We start from the raw sequence: 20,924 nt of genomic DNA, 5'->3' as shown, positions 1-20,924 counted from the left end.
AATTGACAAGCGCTTCAATATGCTTTTCATTAAAGGATTGGAAAATATAGTCTCAAATTAGTGTTTTCGGAGTAGGTGTTATATGCCAGGCGAAGAGGTCAGCCAAGCCAAACGACAACTCAATATGATTATCGATGCATACTTAAAATCAAGTGACGTCGAACGAGTTCTTGCGGCCTGCGATTATGCCGATATCGCTCATTCTGGTGTAACCAGAAAGAGTGGCGAACCCTATATTTTACATCCGATCGCTGTAAGCTGTATTTTGGCACATATGCGTATGGATGCTGAAACACTCATGGCTGCTCTTTTACATGATGTCATTGAAGATACTGATTTTAGTAAAGATGATATTACTGAAAAGTTTGGTCGAGTCGTTGCAGAGTTAGTTGATGGTGTTACCAAACTAAGTCACTCAAGCGATAAAGAATATAATAAAGCAGCATCCTTCAGAAAAATTTTACAAGCAACCCTACAAGATCCTCGCGTCATTATTATCAAACTTGCTGACCGCTATCATAATATGACAACCCTCGGTGCATTACGCCCTGATAAACGAGCACGTATTGCCCAAGAAACATTTGATATTTTCGTTCCAATGGCTCGACTCGTTGGGATGAATGAAATGGCTGACAATCTTGAACATCTCTGTTATCAGAATCTCGATCTGGATATGTATAATAATGTTCAGGAAAACCTACTCATTACCAAACCTGAGCGCTGTAAATACCAAGCGATCTGGGAGCAAAACCTTGCTGATCTTTTAAATACATACAATATTCAGGGGCGTATTAAAAAGAAAAATAATAATATTGAACTACTCCGCCACTTTGTAAAAAATGAAATAGACCTTCAAGAACTTACTCATAGCCATGCTTTTGAGATTATTTTGCAAAGTATTGCCGACTGTGACCGCCTCGTTGAAGCACTCCGGGAAAATTTTCAGGTTTTACATTTTGAAGACCATATCCGTCGCCCCCTCCCTGGTGGCAACCAATCACTCATGATTCGTTTGAAGGGTGAAAAAACGACTTTATCTTTGACGATTCAGACAGAATTAATGCGTAAAGCAGCACGTTTTGGTGTGGTTTTAGGGGAAAATGCTCCTCAAGCCTGCCGTTCTGCCATTCAAGCCTCTATGAAAAATCTCAATATGCTCGTTGGTGGTGAATGTGCGAAAACAACTTTTAACGATTTACTGGATTACCTTCATCAAGAAAAAATCTGGGTTTATACTCCGCACGGGCAATTACATGAACTTCCTCAAGGTGCTACAGCAGTAGATTTTGCATACTCTGCCAGTTTATTTTTAGGTAATCATGCAGTAGGTGCAAAAATCAATGGTGATATTAAACCTCTATCAACACCTTTAACTAGTGGTCAAGTCATTGAAATTATAACAGATGTTTTAGCAACCCCGAATCCAGACTGGCTCAGCTTTATAAATACTCAAAAAGCCAGGCGTGCTATCCAGAACATTTTAAAAGAACAAGATATTGATGAACAACGTTTAGTGGGACAGCAGGCACTAAATCGTGCTTTAAAACTATTTAACCGCTCTGTTAAAGATCTATCAGATTCAGACTGGATAGATCTTTTAGAATGGCGGCATGTAGAAAATAAAGAAATATTGTTTGAACAAATTGCGGTTGGTGATTTACTGCCTCAGCTTGTTGCAAATCATTTATTTGCACAGGATCAAGTTGAAGATGACCATGCATCTGATCGACTTATACAGGGTACAGAAGGTGTAGATGTAAAATATGCACATTGCTGCAATCCAGTTTTAGGAGATCCGATACAGGGACATTTATCTCGTCGTGGCTTAATTGTCCACCGTGCACGTTGTCATAATTTACTACATGAACAGCATTTACATCCTGAAAACATCATGGCATTACACTGGACTTCAGAAGAAGAAGACGATGTAAACTTTACTGCCTATTTATGTATAGATATGCTTTTGAATGATGAGCAAATTTCCGAATTGATTTATCTATGCCGTAAATCAAAAACAGGGGTTGAAGCAGTCCGTGTCTACGAAGGCAAGACCTATGTAAATATTGTGGTCAATAATCGTAATCAAATCGCACAGATCATCCGTGAATTAAGAATGCATTTTGGTTTTCCACGTATTTCACGATTAGCCATGCCAGCGACCATCAATGAAATTTCTAAAGCCTGTTAATGAATTAACCGATAATGGCTTTTATGAAAACAGTTCATCCATTATGATGAACTGAAATCAAATAAAGGAGAAATCGATGTCCCGCCAAGTTATTCATACTGAAAATGCCCCAGCTGCGATTGGAACATATTCACAAGCGATTTTAGTTGATAATACACTTTATCTCTCTGGGCAAATCGGATTAGATCCTTATAGTATGGAACTGGTTGATGGCATTGAGGCTCAGATCCGTCGAGTATTTGATAACCTTAAGGCTGTATGTGAAGCTGCAGGTGGTTCACTCGCTGATTTTGCAAAATTGAATATTTTCCTGACTGACCTATCAAACTTTCAACTCGTTAATCAGATCATGGGGGAGTATTTTGCTCAGCCTTATCCAGCCAGAGCAGCTCTAGGTGTCGCAAGTTTACCAAAGGGTGCTCTAGTTGAGATGGATGGTGTTGTTATTATCAATCAATAACTTACTTTCTTTTAATAAATACCACCGATCAGGTGGTATTTTTTTATTCAAAAAGACAATGAATACAAATGATATTTCAAATGAATTTCATTGACAAACGATAATAATTATCAATAATATCAATTATCGCATTTAACTTTGTGGTTTATTCTCATGTACGTTTGCTTATGTCGTGGTATTACAGATCAAGATATTAAAGATGCTATGGCAAATGGCGCGGAAAGCTATCGTCAAATCAGAGAAGAACTTGACTTGGGTACATGCTGTGGACGTTGCGCCCCTGAGGCAAAAAGTATTATTAACGAAGAATTGGCGCAAATAGCAGCTCGTATTTCAGTTGCAGCCTGAATATTTAAACAATCCTATCTTTTCATGGTCGAATGACCACTCCTCCCCCGCTTCGACTCAAAGCGGGTTATTTTTTATATGTTTATCGTTTTTGATTGCGATTTTCATTTACCGTTCTATAAATTACTCGCAAGATACTCCCGAGTTGTTTAAGATATAACGATTGATTGCCTTAATTCATTTTAAGGCAGACATTTTGATGGAGCATATAGAATGAAAGGCAATCGTGACGTAATCAACCAGCTTAATCAGGTTTTATATCATCACTTAACAGCAATTAATCAGTATTTTTTACACTCTCGCATGTTCAATGATTGGGGAATTGAAAAGTTAGGTTCTGCAGAATACAAAGAATCAATTCGACAAATGAAACATGCAGATAAAATTATTGAGCGTATTTTATTCTTAGAAGGCTTACCTAATCTGCAACATCTTGGAAAATTATATATTGGTCAACACACTGTAGAAGTGTTGAACTGCGATGTTCGTAAGGTCAAAGAAAATATTGAAACATTAAAATCTGCTGTGAGTCTGGCTGAAGAAAAACTGGATTATGTAACACGTGATTTGGTTCAGGAAATCCTGGAAAAAGAAGAAGAGTATTGGGACTGGCTTACAACCCAACTTGATTTAACAGAAACTGTTGGTATTGAAAACTACATCCAGAGCCAAATTTCTCATGATGATTAAACAATGAACTTGAGCATGAAAAAATCCCTCATAATTTGAGGGATTTTTTTCCATCAGGATTTAACAAGCTTTCTATTGTTAAAGACTTTTTATAAAGATTTTGAATGATCCAGAGTTGCTGTTCTGCTTCTTTGATCTTGCCATTATATGCAAGTAGTTGGGCATAACGGGTTAAATCATATAAGGATGCATTGTTTTGTACCATCGGCTTAATACGAGCTAACTCTTCATCAGATACATGACTCAATGGATTTAGGGCAACCCATTGCACACGATGTTTAAACTGAGTCAATAAAAGAATAGGTTGATCCAAACTGCTTTCTTGATCCTGTCTTTTTTGGTCGGATAATCTATTTGCTTCAGCAATTTGTACCCGATACAAATCATAATCCCAGCAAATAACCGCTAAGATGATAATCCCACCCAACCAGCTGCCTCTAACAAGCCAAGGGGCTAACGTAAAACTTTCAAGATTTTTGTATTGCCCCTGAATAATCCCCAATAAAAAACCCATCGGCAAAAGGAAATACGCATAATGGATTGGGTATTCAAGCATGGCATGAATGAGAATCGCACAAACCATCAAAGTTGCTACGATGGACGTCGTTTCTTTTACTCCTCGATTTAACCAATAAATCCATAAAGTAAAATACAGAATAATAATGCCACCAAGAATCACACCATTCCATACCAATACATCTAAAATGACATTATGAGCACTCTTGATCCACTCATGGTTCGGATAAAATTCATAAACTGTCATTTGTGCAAGACTAGTCTGATTCCATCCATACCCAAACCAAGGATGATTTGCAATCGCATACAGCATTTGATTCCACATATCCAAACGTAAATAACCTGATGAAGCGCGCTCAACAACAGAAGCAGTCTGCACCAAATCCTGTTGTGATAATTGAGCAATATATGCGGTTAAATTTGGCAGGATACTAATACAAACAATAAAACATGCCACCCAGAAAAACATTTTAGGTAATGTTAATCGTTTATTTTGTTTAAACTGTTTGATTCCCCAATACAATATAGTAAATAAACACACCACCCAAGCTGTACGGGACTGTGTTAAAGCAATACTAAAAATAATCAATAATGAAGATGGAATAAGCAAAACCAATGAAGCTTTTCGCTTTTCATATAAATATAAAGCACTAAATAATCCTATGATTAAAAATGTAGCGAGATTATTCGGCTGTCCAAAATTTGCATAGGGTCTATTTCCCACAAAACGCATCAATATGTTCTGGATTGGAGCTAAATCCAACCACTGAAGAACAGCCATAACACTTGAAATAGCCGCGGTCGCCAACATCGCGGCAGAAAAAATAGTAAAGATCTTTTCTCGACTTTGCTCTGTTTTAGATAAGTTATATCCCACAATAATCATGAGAATAAAAGCCAGTAAATAAGCACTACATAATAATGCATTACCAAAATCCAAGACCTGTCCACATGCCCACTGAATCATTGGGATAAGCACAATGGTTAAACCCCAAATTTGTGCTTTTGGAATGTGAAAAGGTTGCTTTAGAAAAACACTCAGCAAAGCAAATGCTGATGCAAATGTCAGGACTTCACTATAAAACAATGGCCACGGCTTAAAATGGATTGGAAGCAGATAAGCAATGCAAAGCAGAACAAGTGAAAGAATAAGCATTAAAGCTTTCATAGAACCAAATATTGAGCAATTTTAGTTTGGAAATTATAAACTTTCTTGCATCTTAAAATAAAACTATTTCTTTGATCAACAAATAACTCCATAATTGCTTAAATGCACCCCTATTTAGGATGCATCCTTCAAATTTTAATTTCAAAATTATGGACAACCACCAGCACCTGGTTTAAAGCCACGTACAGCATCACATGTTGTTCCAGAATTGGTCCAAATCATATTAGCATTCCCTGCACCAAAAGTCGGCGTAAGTATATAAGTTAAATTAACTCCTGCAGTACTAGTTGCACCAGTTGTTGCCGTGATCACTCCATCTGTAATTGAAGTTAGTGCTGTTACATTCCTAGTCAATTGAAAATCTGTTAATGCTGGGACACCGTTAGCACCTGCACTACATCCTGTAGCAGTGCCAATATTTGCAATACATTCATTAATAGCAGTTTTTATCGAAGATAATTCTGCAGCTGCTGCTGAAGCTCGAGTCCGTGATGAATAGTTTCCATACTGCGGTATCGCTATCGCCGCCAAAATCCCGATGATCGCAACGACGATCATGAGTTCAATCAAGGTAAAACCCTTTTGAGTATTCATATATTTCCCCAATAAAATAAATAAAAATTTGCTTTTTTGCATATTTATTATTGCAGTATGCATGCCAACTATTTTTATTATTTAAATTCAAAAACTTATATTTTAAATGTTTTCAATAGATTCAAGATTTAAAGTAAAAAAGTGACAAAATTTGTCACTTTTTACCCATATAAATTTATTATGATTAATTTAAAATAATTGGGCTATTTTCGATTTCATTTTCCTGATCAGGTGTGTTTTGTTCATAATATTCAGAAAGTATTATCCCGATATCTAACACTCCCTGAACAACAGCTTCCCGATAATTTTTATTTTTTAACTCTGATGTGATCTGATCACAAATCCGGTTCCATTCAGCCTGATCTGTGGCTTTATTTATCCCCCGATCAATCACAATTTCTACTGCACGCTCACATAAGTTTAGATATAAAAGAATCCCGCTATTTTGCTCGGTATCCCATACCCCAAGCTCTGCAAAAAGTTGCTGTGCTCGTAAACGTGTATTTTGATGGTATGCTGCTGAGCAAGGAATGTGTCCCTCTATCACCACCTGTATTTCCCCCACATGTCCTAACTCGGCTTGCCTAACAGCTTCAGCAATCGCATATTGATCTTGTTTCGTAAAATAACGCTTTGAAGCGGGCATATAAAAAAAATGTTTAAGCCAACGTTTAAAGCTAGGTTGTACGTATTCATTCAGCTTTGGCTCAGTAATAATTTCTGTTGTATCTGTTTTTGTTACCATGATCCTGATGCTCCACCACCACCAAAGCTTCCACCGCCGCCACTATAGCCGCCTCCTCCACCAAAGCCACCACCGCTGCCTCCTCCACGACCTCCTCCACCAGAGAGAAATGCCTGAAAAATGAGCTGAGCAATTGAAGTAATGAGTAGGAAAAACACACCTATCCCCATAACCAAACTTAAAACAATTCCTGAACCATAAATCAAGCCTGCAGCTGTTGCTGCCACACCTGCTGTTGCTGCACTCAAACGATTGCCCACGATAAATGATGCAAATATTCCAACAATAAGAATAATTGCAACCGTAGTAAATGTTTTTTCTTTGGCTTGTTGCTCATGTAGCGCCTGGGCTTGACGCTCTTTTAGTTCTTGTGCAGCTTGCTGAGCAACTTCAGGATCTTGATTTAGGATATGGGTAATTTCATTAATCCCAGATTGTATGCCCTGTGCATACTGACCTTGCTTGAAATATGGTGTGATCTGATTACGAATAATTCGACTCAGTACAATATCTGGCAAAACCCCTTCTAAACCATAGCCTGATAAAATTTGAATCCTATGATCATTTACAGCAATTGCCATAAGTAGACCATTATCATGTTCTTTTGAACCAAGCTTCCAAGCTTGAGCTACTCGCATGGCATAATCAAAAATATCTTCCTGTCCCGTCGTAGGAACAATAATGACACCGATTTGTGCTTTGCCCTGATCATGTAATGTTTTGATTTGAATATCTAAACTTTGTTTATCTTGCGGGCTTAACAAGTTTGCCTGATCAACAATAGGTTCATTGAGTGTAGGCAAGGTTCTTGTAGTTTGCCCTTCAGCCATATCATTAGCAACAGGCTGAGATGCAACATTACTTTGCTGAGGTGCTGGCGCGGAGGAGGATGTATTTGAAGATTTTTGTTGCTGCTCTTTGATGATTTTATGCATCACTACAGCATCTTCTGTTTCATGCCCTGTATCAGTTGCCGTAGCTGTCTGGCTATAGGCAGTACTTTGGTACATCACTCCAAATATGATGAGCAAAATAATGCACATCATATACCGAAGATAAGTTACCAAAGTGTTGCTTTGTTTCCACATTCCAGCACCTATAAAGTATTAATTAGAAATTTACTGTTGGAGCTTTATTTGCACCTGATTCAGCACTGAAGTTCGGTTTTGCTTTCATTCCAATGACTTTAGCTGTTACAACCTGTGGAAATTGACGAACATAGGTGTTGTAGTCCTGAACTGTAGATATATAGCGATTACGTGCAACTGCTATACGGTTCTCTGTCCCTTCAAGCTGCGCCTGTAAGTCTTTAAACTGTTCATTGGCTTTAAGATCTGGATAATTTTCTGCCACAGCTAATAAACGTGATAATGCACCAGTCATTTGCGACTGTGCTTCCTGATATTTTTTAAATAACTCAGGGTCATTCAAAACTTCTTTATCAACTTTTAGACCCGCAACATTAGCACGTGCTTGTGTCACTTCTGTCAGAACTTTTTCCTCGTGTGTTGCATACCCTTTCACAACATTGACTAGATTCGGAACCAAATCAGCACGGCGCTGGTACTGGTTTTCAACTTCTGACCAAGATGCTGTTACCGCTTCATCTTTCGCTTGTAATGTGTTGTATCCGCATCCTGTAAATGTCAGCGTGCTTGCTAATGTCAGTGCAACCAAAGTTTTTTTGATCATAGAAATTAACCTCAGGTATTTATTTGTATTTGTTGACATAAAAACATTCTAAACAGAATTTTTCATTTAATTGTATATTTTCTTTACTCAGTTGAAATAACTGGGGATAAGTTGAAAGTTATCCACAAAAAAAGCCGCCCCAGGGCAGCTTTTTTACTATTGTCTAGTATTTAATCTTCTTTTTGCTCAGGCAAATCTTTGACTGCCTCAGCAATCAGACCAAACATATAGTTACCGTATGCATTGGTTTTATCATAATGGAAACGCAAACGAGGCGTTATACGTGTCTTGATACGGCGACCCAATTCCTGACGCAAGAAACCTGAAGCATTATTTAAAATTTCCAAAGTTTCTTTGTGTGCTGTTTCATTTTGGTCATCGTTTAATTCACGTCCCATGACGGTCACATAAACATCGGCATAACCTAAGTCTGGGCTGACTTTCACGCCAGAGATGGTCACTAGACCACCTAGACGTGGATCTTTAAGCTCCTGACGGATAAGCTCAGACAACTCCCGTTGCACACTATCCGCCATACGCTTAAGACGCTGACTACCCGCCATTAAAGACTCCGTTTAATTTCTTGAACATCATAAACTTCGATCTTATCAAGTTCTTTGATGTCATTATAGCCTTTCACCGCAAGACCACATTCCATACCAGCACGAACTTCATCAACAACATCTTTATAGCGACGTAGTGATTCAAGCTCACCTTGGAAGATAACAACATCATCACGAAGGACACGAATAGGTTTGTTACGATGGATAACACCTTCCATCACCATACAACCCGCAGCTGCACCAAACTTGCTAGAACGGAATACTTCACGAACCTGAGCCACACCCAAAATTGTTTCACGATGTTCAGGAGCTAGCTTACCGCTCATCGCAGATTTAACATCATCAATCAATTCATAGATTACGCTGTAGTAACGGATATCCATACCATCTTCATCCGCTTTTTGGCGCGCAGTATTGTCTGCACGTACGTTAAAGCCAAGAAGAACAGCTTCAGAAGACTCAGCAAGTGTTACATCAGATTCGGTAATTGCACCAACACCGGAACCAATCACGCGTACGCGAACTTCATCAGTAGATAAATCAGTCAATGCGACGATTAATGCCTCTAAAGTACCGCGTACATCTGTTTTAAGCACAACATTCACATAAGGAACGTCTTTTTTGCCCATAGATGCCATGATATTTTCAAGACGCATTGCACTTTGACGCTCAAGACGTTTTTGACGTTCACGATCCATACGCGCATCAGCAACTTCACGTGCCTTTTTCTCATCATTTACAACAAGAACTTCATCACCTGCCATTGGTGCATCAGGTAAACCTAAAATTTCTACAGGAATAGAAGGTCCTGCTGATTTAATACGCTGACCATTTTCATCTGTCATCGCACGAACGCGACCATAAGATGCACCGGCAAGAACCAGATCACCGACATTCAATGTACCGTTCTGTACCAGAATAGACGTAACCGCACCACGACCTTTATCTACACGAGCCTCAATAACTACACCCTGTGCTGCACCTTCTTCAGATGCCTTCAATTCCAACATTTCAGCCTGAATTGAAATAAGATCTAAAAGCTCATCAATACCTTGACCAGAATGAGCTGAAACCATTGCTACAGGTACATCACCGCCCCATTGTTCAGGAACGATTTCTTTAGTTGTCAATTCATTCAATACACGATCTGGATCAGCGCTTTCTTTATCCATTTTGTTGATCGCAACAATAATTGGAGTACCAGCGGCACGTGCATGGTCGATAGCTTCTGCTGTTTGTGGCATTACACCATCATCCGCAGCAACAACAAGAACCACGATATCAGTCGCTTTAGCGCCACGTGAACGCATCGCAGTAAATGCAGCATGTCCAGGTGTATCCAGGAATGTAATAATTCCTTTGTCAGTTTTCACATGGTATGCACCAATGTGCTGAGTGATACCACCCGCTTCACCCGCCGCAACTTTAGAACGACGAATACGGTCAAGCAATGAAGTTTTACCATGGTCAACGTGACCCATGATTGTAACAACCGGTGGACGAGTTGTTTGTGCACCACGTGCTTCTTCAGCCGCTTCAAGCAAGTTATCCTCTGCTGCCGTTTCAGAAACGAGTACAGGATTGTGTCCCATTTCCTCTACAACCAATGCAGCTGTATCTTGGTCAATTGCTTGATTTTGTGTAACCAACTCACCCATTTTCATCAGTGTTTTAATTACTTCACGGACTTTAACTGCCATTTTCTGAGCAAGGTCAGCAACAACAATTGTGGCACCAATTTCAACATCATAAATTTGTTTTTTAACTGGTTTTTCAAAGCCATGCTTGTTTGCCTGACTTGTTTTTAAGCCACGTTTGTGCGGGTTATGACTAAAAGATTGCTCTTCTTGTCCACGGCGACCGCCTTTCTTCTGACCACGTGAATCTTTGGCATTTCCACCACGTTTGATTTCACGGTCTTCTTGATTAAATGAATCTTCATATGCCTGACCAACCAGACCAGCAGCGAGAGGAGAATCATCAATCACGCGAATTGTGGCAGTTGAATCGTCACTCGAATATTTAGAAGCCATTTTACGCATTTGTTCAAGTGTGCGTTGTTGAGCTTCTTCAGCAGCCTTACGACGAGCTGCTTCCTCAGTTGCTTTCAGCTGTGCAGCCTGAGCCTCACGTGCTTTTTTCTGTTCTGGTGTTTCAACAGTTTTAGTCACAACTTTGGTAATTGGCTTATTGGTTGATTTTCTTTTCACAACCACTTCAGCTTTAGGCGCAACTGCAGCAACTTCTTTTTTATGTTGTGCAGCACGCATTGCATCTAATGTTGCTTTCGCTTTACTTTCTGTTTCCTCACGCTGTTTGCGTTCAGATTCTTCACGTGCTTTAGCTTCTGCACGTGCTTTGGCTTCTGCCTCTGCTTTTGCAAGAGCTTCTGCCTTGATTTGCTCAGGATCCGGCTTGGTAAAAGTATGTTTCTTACGTACTTCTACATTGATGGTTTTCGCCTTTCCTGATGTACTTGCCACTTTGGCAGTACTCGTTGTTTTACGTTTCAACGTGATTTTTCCTGCATGACCAGCGTCTTGACCATGTGCTTTTTTCAAATGGTTGACGAGGGTATCTTGCTGTTGAGTCGTGATTTTGTCATCGGCTTTTTTTTGCGGCAAACCTGCTTCACGCACTTGTTCTAGAAGCTTTTCAACTGAAAGTCCTACGCTGACTGCTAACTCTTGAATTGACTTATCCGTCATGTATTTCCTCCTAGTTAAACCATGATTCACGCGCTTTCATAATGAGCTGACCTGCTTTTTCAGCACCTAAACCTTCGATATCTGAAATATCGTCAGTCGCTTGGTCTGCCAAATCATCGACAGTGACCACACCACGAGCGGCTAATGAATGAGCGATCTCTTGTGTCATACCTTCCATTGCTAGAAGTTCTGCACTTGGATCTTGTATATTTTCTTGCTGTTTCAACGCATCCGCCAAAGCAGCTTCTTTTGCACGACTTTGCAATAATTCTACCAACTCTGCATCCAATTCGATTTCATCAAATGTTTCAGCAGGTACATAAGCAATTTCTTCTAATGAAGTAAAGCCCATTTCCACAAGAGCCATTGCTAAGTCTTCTTCAATATCAAGACGCGTTACAAACATGTCTAGATATTGTTGTGCTTCGTTTTGCTGACGAGCACGATATTCATCTTCAAGCATCATGTCTAGTTTATAACCAGTTAATTCAGATGCGAGACGAACATTTTGTCCTTGTGAACCGATTGCACGAGCAAGCTGATCACTTGTAGCGAAAATAATATCTGCTGTATGTGCATCTTCATCAATGACAATACCTGACACATCAGCAGGTTCTAATGCACTTGCGATATATTGTGCAGGATCATCTGACCAAACCACAACATCAATACGCTCACCATTCAATTCAGATTGTACTGCCTGAATACGTGTACCACGCATACCAATACAAGCACCAACTGGATCGATACGATGATCATTTGTTTTCACTGCAATTTTAGCACGAACACCTGGTTGACGTGCAGCAGCTTTAATCTCAATGATTTCTTCAGAAATTTCTGGAATTTCTTTTTTCATTAAAGCGATTAACATTTCAGGTTTCGCACGAGACAATAATAATTGTGCACCACGACCTTCTTTGTTTACGCTATATAAAATTGCATTTACACGTTGTTTCGGGCGAAGAATCTCTTTAGGAATCATTTCTTCACGTGCCAGATATGCTTCTGCATTGTCCCCAAGATCAATAATAAAACCATCTTTGGTTTGTTTTTTTACTTCACCATAGATAAGTTCGCCAACTTTAGACTCGTAAGCCTCGGCAACAAGTGCACGTTCTGCTTCACGAATCTTTTGTACGATTACCTGTTTTGCGATTTGTGCAGCAATACGACCAAACTCAATTGAAGGTACTTCCAGCTCACGCACATCACCAATTGACCATTTTGCTGGATCAACATCTGAAATAGCATCCTGACAGGCAGGCATTTCATGATCTTCATCCGCAACAACAGTCCATTGGCGGAAAGTACGATACTCGCCAGTTTTACGATCGATTTCCACACGAAGCTGAGCTTCTTCAGAATTTGTGCCTTCGTAGAATTTTTTCTTCGTTGCAGCTACAAGTGCTTGCTCAAGCGCCTCGAAGATCGCTTCACGACTAACACCTTTTTCATTACTAACCGTCTCTACAACGGTAAGAATTTCACGGCCCATAAGTCACCTACTTTCCAAATTCTTATTACTTAAATTTAATTTAGTCCTGATAGATCAAATTTGCTTTATCAATATTGTTGCTATCGATATCTAGCACTTGTTGCTTTTCAACTTCAACCTGAATCATTTCATTTTCAAGATCAACTGCAACCAGTTTCGCTTGAAACTTACGGCGGTTTTCTACTGCTGCAATCAAACGTAATGCAACTTGCTGCCCAATATAGCCCTGCATTTGCTTAAGTTCAAAAAATGGACGATCCCATCCAGGTGATGAAACTTCCAGAGCATACTCACCAGAGATTGGATCATGTACATCTAAAATTGCACCAACCTGTTGAGTCACACGTACACAGTCTTGTACGCCAATACCGCGACCCAGTTCAAGTTCACCATCCTCATTAATGACAGGTTCAGCATTTTCCTCGACCTGTTTATCAATATAGATTCGTAGTAGCGAACGTTTACCTTGTGGCAGAAATTCGATCCCCCACAAATCTACATCGCAGGCTTGCACTGCTGGTGTAATTAAATCCTGGAGTGCTTGTGTTTTATTTGATAACTTCATTTACTCTCGTCATTCTCGTGCGATTCAATCGGTCTAAAAACCGACACAAACTTACTATAGTGAAGCATGACTATTTGACCAATTGATGTCGACACTACACGATAGCCAATAAAAAAGGGCGTAAATCGCCCCTATCTGCACAGAAAACCTTAGCCCACTGTGCAAAAAGGCCCACCTATATGTGAGCCTCTTTAGAAACTTGGTAGCGGGAGCTGGATTTGAACCAACGACCTTCGGGTTATGAGCCCGACGAGCTACCAGACTGCTCCATCCCGCATTAACGTTGCAAAATTATATACGAACTTTTTAAAATTTTCAATCAAACTTTTTAAATTTCGCTTTGATCAAGTTGCAATCTCAATCAAAATTGGTAGCGGGAGCTGGATTTGAACCAACGACCTTCGGGTTATGAGCCCGACGAGCTACCAGACTGCTCCATCCCGCATCAACATATTTACAGCATACACCAAACTATCTGGTTCATAGCTTGGTGCGGAAGGGGGGACTTGAACCCCCACGCCCGAAAGCACTACCACCTCAAGGTAGCGTGTCTACCAATTCCACCACCACCGCAGCTGTGTGACGCATTCTAGTAGCTTAAGTGACAAATTGAAAGTATTAATTTCAATTATTGTCCTGTTTTTGGTGCAGTTGGTGAAGAATCAGGCGAATTCTGCTGAATAGGTGTTGTGGTTTGTTGTAATGGTGCCTGATTTTGCTGCAATGGAGCACCATTATTTGCTGGAACCGCTGGCGCAGTCTGCGTTTGTACAGACTTCAGGCTATACGCACCTGAGGTTTGTTTCTTGGCAAATATCGCTAAAGTGATACTGGTAACAAAAAACAAAGCTGTTAAAACAGCTGTTACACGTGTCAAGAAACTTGCTGAACCAGAAGCACCAAACACAGTTGCAGCACCGCCACCACCAAATGATGCACCTGCATCTGCACCTTTACCATGTTGTACAAGAATCAGTGCAATCATTAAAATTGCCAAAATGATATGCACTACCAGCACAAAAGTATGCATGCTGAACTCCTAATTATTTTGTATTTGCAAATGCTTGAGCAATTTTATAAAACGACTCTGCATTTAAAGATGCGCCACCAACCAGTGCACCGTTAATATCTGGACAGTTTGCCAACTCTACTGCATTCTCAGGTTTTACACTACCACCATAAAGGATAGCCATATGCTCACCTTCTGCGGTAATTTGGCACAATCCTTCACGGATTTTTGCATGCATCGCCTGAGCATCTTCAGGTGAAGCTGTTTTGCCTGTACCAATTGCCCATATCGGCTCATAGGCTATCACTATATGATGCCACTGTTCTGGTTTTACAACTGAAGTAATATCACAAATTTGTTGCAAAACGACTTGCTCAGCCTGACCTGCTTCACGTTGCTCGAGACTTTCTCCGACACAATAAATGATCGTTAGCCCAGCATTTAAAGCATTTTCAACTTTTGCCCTGACAATTTCTACATTATCACCAAAAATTTCACGACGTTCAGAGTGACCGATTAAAACATGTTCAATATGACTATCTTTTAATAGTTCTGCACTTACTTCACCTGTATAAGCTCCAGTTCCAGCCATACGAGATAAATCCTGTGCAACAGTATAAATCACACGATTTGTATCTAAAAATTGTTGCTGTACATTTTGTAAAGCAACTGAAATAGGCGCAACACCAATATGACAAGCACCCTCTAAAATCGGATGTTGTTGTAAAAGTTGTTTAAATTCTTCGATCAATTGTTTGGCATTAGATTGCATTGGGTTCATTTTCCAATTGCCGACAACCCAAGGCGTTATAGTCGAACCCGACATAGTCTAAATAACCTTTTTTCAAAAATGCGCACATTCTACACGGAATTTAGATTTCGATATAGAGCTTGTTGCATATTCATCAACACAACACTATTGGGCAACTATCATTTATTTTAATGACTCAATATCCAAAACATTTTCTCTGTTTATTGCATATTATTTTATTCAAGGTGTAAAACATCAAGAAAAAAGTTATTCAAAACTCAAACTTAATCACTGTTTCGGATTTTAAATGACAATCACCCAGAACATATGTAGCTGGAATTTTATTTTCATAACCGTATAATTTTATTATTCAAATTATAAACTTAATATTTTATTTTTCTTATTTGGGGATTTTTGTGCAAACAGGAACAATCAAACTTTCTGGTTTCACGCAGCGATTAGTGGAACATGGGCACCTATCTGCTTCACAAATGCAAGAAGCCATTGCCCAATCCCAAAAAACAAAAGTAGATATCGTCAGCTATCTAATTGATCATGTACGCATAAAATCCTTATTTATTGCTGAGGCAATCGCACAAGATTTTGGAATGCCTCTTTTTGATCTTGATGCATTTGATCCAGAACAATTTCCTACAAATATTGTTGATCCGAAACTTTTTTTACAACATAGAGTACTCCCGCTAGTTCAACGTGGTCAGACACTTTATCTGGCTATCGGTGATCCTACCAATATCGAAGCGATTGATGCTATTCGTTTCAATAGTAAACTCAATATTCAGCCCATTATATGTGAGCAGCATAAAGTTCTACGGCTCTTAGAACAGTATTTCAATCAAAGTGAAACTTTAAACTTTATTGAGGAAGAACTCGACATTGATATCGTCAATACTGACGAAGAGCACGAACAGGAAGAACCGACAGAAGAAGAAGCCCCGATCGTCAAATATGTAAATAAGCTACTGATTGATGCAATACGTATGGGCGCATCAGATTTACATTTTGAACCCTATGAAAAAAGCTATAGGGTCCGCTATCGAATTGATGGTGTTTTAAGACAAATTTCCACCCCACCGTTACAGCTTGCCAAACGTTTAGCTGCACGCTTAAAAGTCATGTCACAGATGGATATTTCAGAAAAACGCCTTCCCCAAGATGGCCGAATCAAGATGAAACTATCCAAAACCAAATCTATTGACTTTCGTGTTAACTCACTCCCTACCTCTCATGGCGAAAAAATTGTACTGCGTATTCTTGATGCTTCCAGTGCAAAACTTGGAATAGATGCGTTAGGTTTTGAGGAAGATCAAAAAGAATTATTCCTCAATGCTCTTAAAAAGCCTCAAGGAATGTTACTCATTACAGGTCCGACAGGTTCAGGCAAAACAGTATCTTTATATACTGGATTAAATATTCTCAATACAGAAAATACCAATATCTCAACAGTTGAAGACCCAGTAGAAATTAATCTGGAAGGAATCAATCAGGTCAACGTTAATCAAAAGTCTGGTCTGGACTTTTCTACAGCATTACGGGCTTTTTTACGACAAGATCCCGACGTTATCATGGTTGGTGAAATTCGTGATCTGGAAACAGCAGAAATTGCGATCAAGGCAGCACAAACAGGCCATATGGTGCTATCCACACTACATACTAACAGTGCACCAGAGACCCTTACCCGTCTAAGGAATATGGGGATTTCCTCATTTAATCTGGCCACTTCTGTCAATTTGATTATTGCCCAACGTCTGGTTAGGCGTTTATGTATCCAGTGTAAAAGCCCTATTGAAATTCCCAAGCCAAGCTTGCTGGAAATGGGATTTACTGAAGCAGACCTGGCAACAAAAGATTTTAAAATTTTTAAACCAGTTGGATGTGCTGAATGTCGTGAGGGCTATAAAGGGCGAATTGGTATTTATGAAGTCATGCGAATCACGCCAGAAATTTCCAGATTAATCATGGAAGATGGCAATGCAATCCAGCTTGCAGAAATGTCAAGGAAATTAGGTTTTGAAAACCTAAGACGATCTGGTTTAAAGAAAGTCATGAAAGGTGAAACTTCACTGCAAGAAGTAAATCGCGTAACAAATAATTAAAAGCAAATATTTTTAGGGGTTTAAACATGGCAGAGAAAAAATCTCAAGCAACACCCATTTTTGTTTACCAGGGGCTTGACCGTAAGGGTATAAAAATAAAAGGAGAAATTCCTGCTCGCAACCTTGCTTTAGCTAAAGTAATGTTACGTAAGCAAGGAATTAATGTTCAAAATCTGCGAGAAAAACGCAAAAACATTTTAAAAAATATTATGCGAAAAGGCGTTTCCAGCCTTGATATCACCATCTTCGTTCGCCAACTTGCAACAATGATGAAAGCTGGTGTACCTCTCGTTCAGGGGTTTGAAATTGTTGCAGAAAGCCTGGAAAACGAAGCCATGCGTAAAGTGGTGTATGGCATAAAAACAGAAGTAGAAGGTGGAAACACCTTTGCTGGTGCACTGAGAAAATACCCGCAACATTTTGATAATTTGTTTTGTTCTCTGGTAGAGTCTGGTGAACAATCTGGTTCATTAGAAACCATGCTGGATCGGGTAGCAGTTTATAAAGAAAAAAGTGAGCTACTAAAACAAAAAATTAAGAAAGCAATTAAATATCCAATCGCGGTTATTCTGGTTGCCATAGGCGTTACAATTTTTTTAATGGTTAAAGTTATCCCTGTATTCCAGGAAATATTCACCTCCTTTGGCTCCGAATTACCTGCTTTCACCAAGCTCGTCATTAATATGTCCAAATGGATGCAAAGCTACTGGGTTATTTTAATTATATTTATGGTCTGTGTGTTTTTCGCTTTTTCAGAAGCCAAGAAACGTAGTAAAAAATTTCGTGACCGTATAGATCAACTCAGTTTAAAACTCCCTATTTTCGGGACATTGATTTATAAAGCGATTATTGCTCGTTATTGTAGAACACTAGCAACAACATTTGCAGCAGGTGTTCCATTGATTGATGCTCTGGAATCTACTGCAGGAGCAACAAATAATGTTATCTTTGAAGAAGCTGTCATGAAAATAAGGGAAAATGTCTCTACTGGACAGCAGCTTAATTTCGCCATGCGTCAAACAGAACGATTTCCAGCTATGGCGATACAAATGGTTGCTATCGGTGAAGAATCAGGTGCTCTGGATCATATGCTGGATAAAGTTGCTACACATTTTGAAAATGAAGTTGACCACGCTGTAGATGGTTTAACCTCACTCATGGAACCCATGATCATGGTGATTTTAGGTATATTAGTTGGCGGTCTGGTCGTGGCAATGTATTTACCAATTTTCCAACTTGGCTCAGTGGTTGGATAAACTCTAAAAAGATTAATCGTATAATATGCAAGAACTTATTCAATATTTTATAGCGACGCCGACTGCACTTTATATTTTTATTGCTGTGCTTGGTTTGTGTATCGGTAGTTTCCTGAACGTTGTAATCTACCGTACACCACTGATGCTTGAACAGGAATGGACTGAAGAATGTCAGCTTCTGCTAAATTCTCATCCAGACAAAGTTGATCAGGCAATCATTGATTACGACAAACTTTCACTTAGTTCTCCCGCATCTTCATGTCCAAATTGCCATCATCGTATTCGCTGGTATGAAAATATCCCTGTTATTAGCTGGCTTATGCTCCGAGGCAAGTGTTCCTCGTGTAAACATCCTATCAGCATTCGATATCCATTGATTGAGATACTGACAGCACTTTGTTCACTGCTTGTAGTTTATGTTTTTGGTGCAACCTTGCAAATGCTTGGTGGTCTGCTATTGACATGGACACTGATTGTACTGACCTTTATTGATTTTGATAGCCAACTGTTACCTGATCGTTTTACCCTCCCTCTAGCAGCTCTAGGTTTATTGATTAATACTTACGCCATTTATACTACTGCATCGCAAGCGATACTCGGTTATGTCATCGGTTTTTTATGTCTGTGGATTGTGTATTATTTATTTAAAATATTCACAGGCAAAGAAGGCATGGGGTATGGAGACTTCAAGCTATTAGCTGCTCTAGGTGCATGGATGGGACCTTTGATGCTCCCTTTAATTGTGCTACTTTCTTCATTTCTTGGTGCAATCGTTGGTATAGTTCTGCTAAAGATCAGAAAGGAAAATCAACCTTTTGCCTTCGGTCCTTATATTGCAATCGCAGGATGGATTGCCTTTTTATGGGGCGATCAAATTATGAAAATATATCTTGGGTCTTAATAACTGATTAAAGGATTGAGTATGTCATTTATTCTAGGATTAACTGGTGGTATCGGTAGTGGCAAATCAGCTGCAAGCCAATGGTTTGAAACACAAGGAATTCAAGTCGTTGATGCCGACATTGTCGCACGTGAAATCGTAGAAAAAGGTTGTCCTGCACTTGACCAGATTCAATCTGTTTTTGGCGATTGGGTTCTGCTTGAAAATGGCGAACTTGATCGGCGTGCTCTACGTGAACATATTTTCAAAGATCCAGAAGCTAAAAAGATATTAGAAAGTATTACTCACCCTGCAATCCGTCAATCTATTATCCAGCAACTCGATTCAGCAACAAGCCCTTATTCAATTTTGGTTTCTCCATTATTATTTGAAACCAATCAGCATCAGCTCACACATCATAATTTACTGATTGATGCCTCTGAAGACTTACAAATTATTCGTGCTGCCGAGAGAGATGGGCAAAGTGTAGAGCAGATTCAGAAAATTATTGCAGCACAAATGCCGAGATCCGAAAAACACAAGTTTGCAGACGACATCGTGATGAATGATGGTCAACTGGTACATCTGTACGATAAATTAGCTCCATTACATCAACAGTATTTAGTAAAAGCAAAACAATATCTTCATTTGTAAGTATGATAAAATTGACTCGTCTTCTTCACCTGAAGATAAGCTACATAATAAACAATAAAATCAGATAGATGTAAAAGTTAATAAGGGGGCTTCATTTTGATCAGTTTAGAATATATTCTCACCTCATTGGTGATCATTCTAATTCCTGGAACTGGTGTTCTATATACCGTGACTGTAGGGTTAACTCAGGGTAAAAAAGCGAGTATATATGCTGCATTAGGATGTACAGCTGGGATCATTCCACATCTGCTGGCAACTATTTTAGGACTGGCAGCCATTATGCATACAAGTGCTTTGGCATTTCAAACTCTAAAATGGTTAGGTGTTATTTACCTTTTCTACATTGCAATTATGACATGGAAAGATAAGTCACTGCTTGTACTAGACACTCAAAACAATATTAATAACTCAAATAAAACATTAATTTTAAAATCTTTTTTAATGAATATTCTAAATCCAAAATTGACCATCTTCTTTTTGGCATTTCTCCCCCAATATGTGCCTGCCAATACGGTATACCCATTATTT

At 39.2% G+C, this 20,924-nt stretch carries 20 protein-coding genes and 3 tRNA genes; 9 read left to right on the top strand and 14 right to left on the bottom strand.

The window, feature by feature from the left end; all coding sequences use genetic code 11:
- The first annotated feature begins 82 nt into the window (after window positions 1–82).
- The 4 genes from KPC_RS04315 to bfr all read left to right on the top strand — a co-directional run bounded on the left by KPC_RS04315 (window position 83) and on the right by bfr (window position 3,686).
- Window positions 83–2,188 (top strand): RelA/SpoT family protein, encoded by a 2,106-nt coding sequence (locus tag KPC_RS04315; RefSeq protein WP_121973183.1) that lies wholly within the window; start codon window positions 83–85, stop codon window positions 2,186–2,188.
- Between the two features lie 76 nt (window positions 2,189–2,264).
- A complete protein-coding gene (locus KPC_RS04310; RefSeq protein ID WP_121973182.1) occupies window positions 2,265–2,648 on the top strand; it encodes a RidA family protein in 384 nt (127 codons plus the stop codon).
- A 153-nt stretch (window positions 2,649–2,801) separates the two neighbouring features.
- Window positions 2,802–2,996, top strand: coding sequence for a bacterioferritin-associated ferredoxin (locus KPC_RS04305; protein ID WP_121973181.1), 195 nt, complete (start codon window positions 2,802–2,804; stop codon window positions 2,994–2,996).
- Window positions 2,997–3,209: 213 nt separating this feature from the next.
- Window positions 3,210–3,686, top strand: coding sequence for a heteropolymeric bacterioferritin subunit Bfr (gene bfr, locus KPC_RS04300; RefSeq protein WP_121973180.1), 477 nt, complete (start codon window positions 3,210–3,212; stop codon window positions 3,684–3,686).
- Between the two features lie 28 nt (window positions 3,687–3,714).
- Here the strand turns inward: bfr and KPC_RS04295 are convergent, their stop codons facing one another.
- The 14 genes from KPC_RS04295 to tpiA form a co-directional block, all read right to left on the bottom strand.
- Entirely contained in the window at window positions 3,715–5,358 is a 1,644-nt protein-coding gene (locus tag KPC_RS04295; protein ID WP_322873886.1) for a PglL family O-oligosaccharyltransferase, read from the bottom strand.
- Window positions 5,359–5,517: 159 nt separating this feature from the next.
- Entirely contained in the window at window positions 5,518–5,964 is a 447-nt protein-coding gene (locus KPC_RS04290) for a prepilin-type N-terminal cleavage/methylation domain-containing protein (RefSeq protein WP_121973178.1), read from the bottom strand.
- Between the two features lie 184 nt (window positions 5,965–6,148).
- Entirely contained in the window at window positions 6,149–6,709 is a 561-nt protein-coding gene (locus tag KPC_RS04285) for a TPM domain-containing protein (RefSeq protein WP_121973177.1), read from the bottom strand.
- Entirely contained in the window at window positions 6,703–7,797 is a 1,095-nt protein-coding gene (locus KPC_RS04280; RefSeq protein ID WP_121973176.1) for a TPM domain-containing protein, read from the bottom strand. The genes KPC_RS04285 and KPC_RS04280 overlap by 7 nt, the downstream gene beginning before the upstream one ends.
- A gap of 22 nt (window positions 7,798–7,819) precedes the next feature.
- Complete coding sequence (locus KPC_RS04275) at window positions 7,820–8,401, bottom strand: LemA family protein (protein ID WP_407641975.1); 582 nt, start codon at window positions 8,399–8,401, stop codon at window positions 7,820–7,822.
- 170 nt (window positions 8,402–8,571) lie between these two features.
- Window positions 8,572–8,964 (bottom strand): ribosome-binding factor A, encoded by a 393-nt coding sequence (locus KPC_RS04270; RefSeq protein ID WP_121973175.1) that lies wholly within the window; start codon window positions 8,962–8,964, stop codon window positions 8,572–8,574.
- On the bottom strand, window positions 8,964–11,672 hold the full coding sequence (gene infB / locus KPC_RS04265) for a translation initiation factor IF-2 (RefSeq protein ID WP_121973174.1): 2,709 nt from the start codon (window positions 11,670–11,672) through the stop codon (window positions 8,964–8,966). Before infB ends, KPC_RS04270 begins: the two co-directional genes overlap by 1 nt.
- Window positions 11,673–11,682: 10 nt before the next feature.
- Window positions 11,683–13,167 carry a transcription termination factor NusA gene (gene nusA / locus KPC_RS04260; RefSeq protein ID WP_121973173.1) on the bottom strand — a complete coding sequence of 495 codons (1,485 nt, stop codon included), beginning with the start codon at window positions 13,165–13,167 and terminating at the stop codon, window positions 11,683–11,685.
- Between the two features lie 40 nt (window positions 13,168–13,207).
- A complete protein-coding gene (gene rimP, locus KPC_RS04255; RefSeq protein ID WP_121973172.1) occupies window positions 13,208–13,732 on the bottom strand; it encodes a ribosome maturation factor RimP in 525 nt (174 codons plus the stop codon).
- A 200-nt stretch (window positions 13,733–13,932) separates the two neighbouring features.
- Window positions 13,933–14,009, bottom strand: a tRNA-Met gene (locus tag KPC_RS04250).
- A 91-nt stretch (window positions 14,010–14,100) separates the two neighbouring features.
- A tRNA-Met gene (locus KPC_RS04245) sits at window positions 14,101–14,177 on the bottom strand.
- A 43-nt stretch (window positions 14,178–14,220) separates the two neighbouring features.
- A tRNA-Leu gene (locus tag KPC_RS04240) sits at window positions 14,221–14,305 on the bottom strand.
- Between the two features lie 55 nt (window positions 14,306–14,360).
- Window positions 14,361–14,762, bottom strand: a complete 402-nt coding sequence (gene secG / locus KPC_RS04235) for a preprotein translocase subunit SecG (protein WP_121973171.1) — start codon at window positions 14,760–14,762, stop codon at window positions 14,361–14,363.
- A gap of 13 nt (window positions 14,763–14,775) precedes the next feature.
- Window positions 14,776–15,567 (bottom strand): triose-phosphate isomerase, encoded by a 792-nt coding sequence (gene tpiA / locus KPC_RS04230; RefSeq protein ID WP_121973170.1) that lies wholly within the window; start codon window positions 15,565–15,567, stop codon window positions 14,776–14,778.
- A 341-nt stretch (window positions 15,568–15,908) separates the two neighbouring features.
- On the opposite strand from tpiA, the gene pilB reads away from it, so the two are divergent.
- The 5 genes from pilB to KPC_RS04205 all read left to right on the top strand — a co-directional run.
- Entirely contained in the window at window positions 15,909–17,606 is a 1,698-nt protein-coding gene (pilB, locus tag KPC_RS04225; RefSeq protein WP_121973169.1) for a type IV-A pilus assembly ATPase PilB, read from the top strand.
- Between the two features lie 26 nt (window positions 17,607–17,632).
- Window positions 17,633–18,862, top strand: a complete 1,230-nt coding sequence (locus KPC_RS04220; protein ID WP_121973168.1) for a type II secretion system F family protein — start codon at window positions 17,633–17,635, stop codon at window positions 18,860–18,862.
- Between the two features lie 25 nt (window positions 18,863–18,887).
- The gene (locus tag KPC_RS04215; RefSeq protein WP_121973167.1) at window positions 18,888–19,763 is read left to right on the top strand and encodes a prepilin peptidase; all 876 of its coding nucleotides are present in this window, start codon (window positions 18,888–18,890) and stop codon (window positions 19,761–19,763) included.
- A 21-nt stretch (window positions 19,764–19,784) separates the two neighbouring features.
- Complete coding sequence (gene coaE, locus KPC_RS04210; protein ID WP_121973166.1) at window positions 19,785–20,396, top strand: dephospho-CoA kinase; 612 nt, start codon at window positions 19,785–19,787, stop codon at window positions 20,394–20,396.
- A gap of 96 nt (window positions 20,397–20,492) precedes the next feature.
- Window positions 20,493–20,924, top strand: a 432-nt coding sequence (locus KPC_RS04205) for a LysE family translocator (RefSeq protein ID WP_146196622.1), incomplete at its 3' end; no start/stop codon positions are given.

The sequence above is a fragment of the Acinetobacter stercoris genome (assembly GCF_900323515.1).
GTDB classification, from domain to species: Bacteria; Pseudomonadota; Gammaproteobacteria; order Pseudomonadales; family Moraxellaceae; genus Acinetobacter; species Acinetobacter stercoris.
Note: the sequence above shows the minus strand (reverse complement) of the source record. Positions and strands in the feature narration are given on the sequence as shown.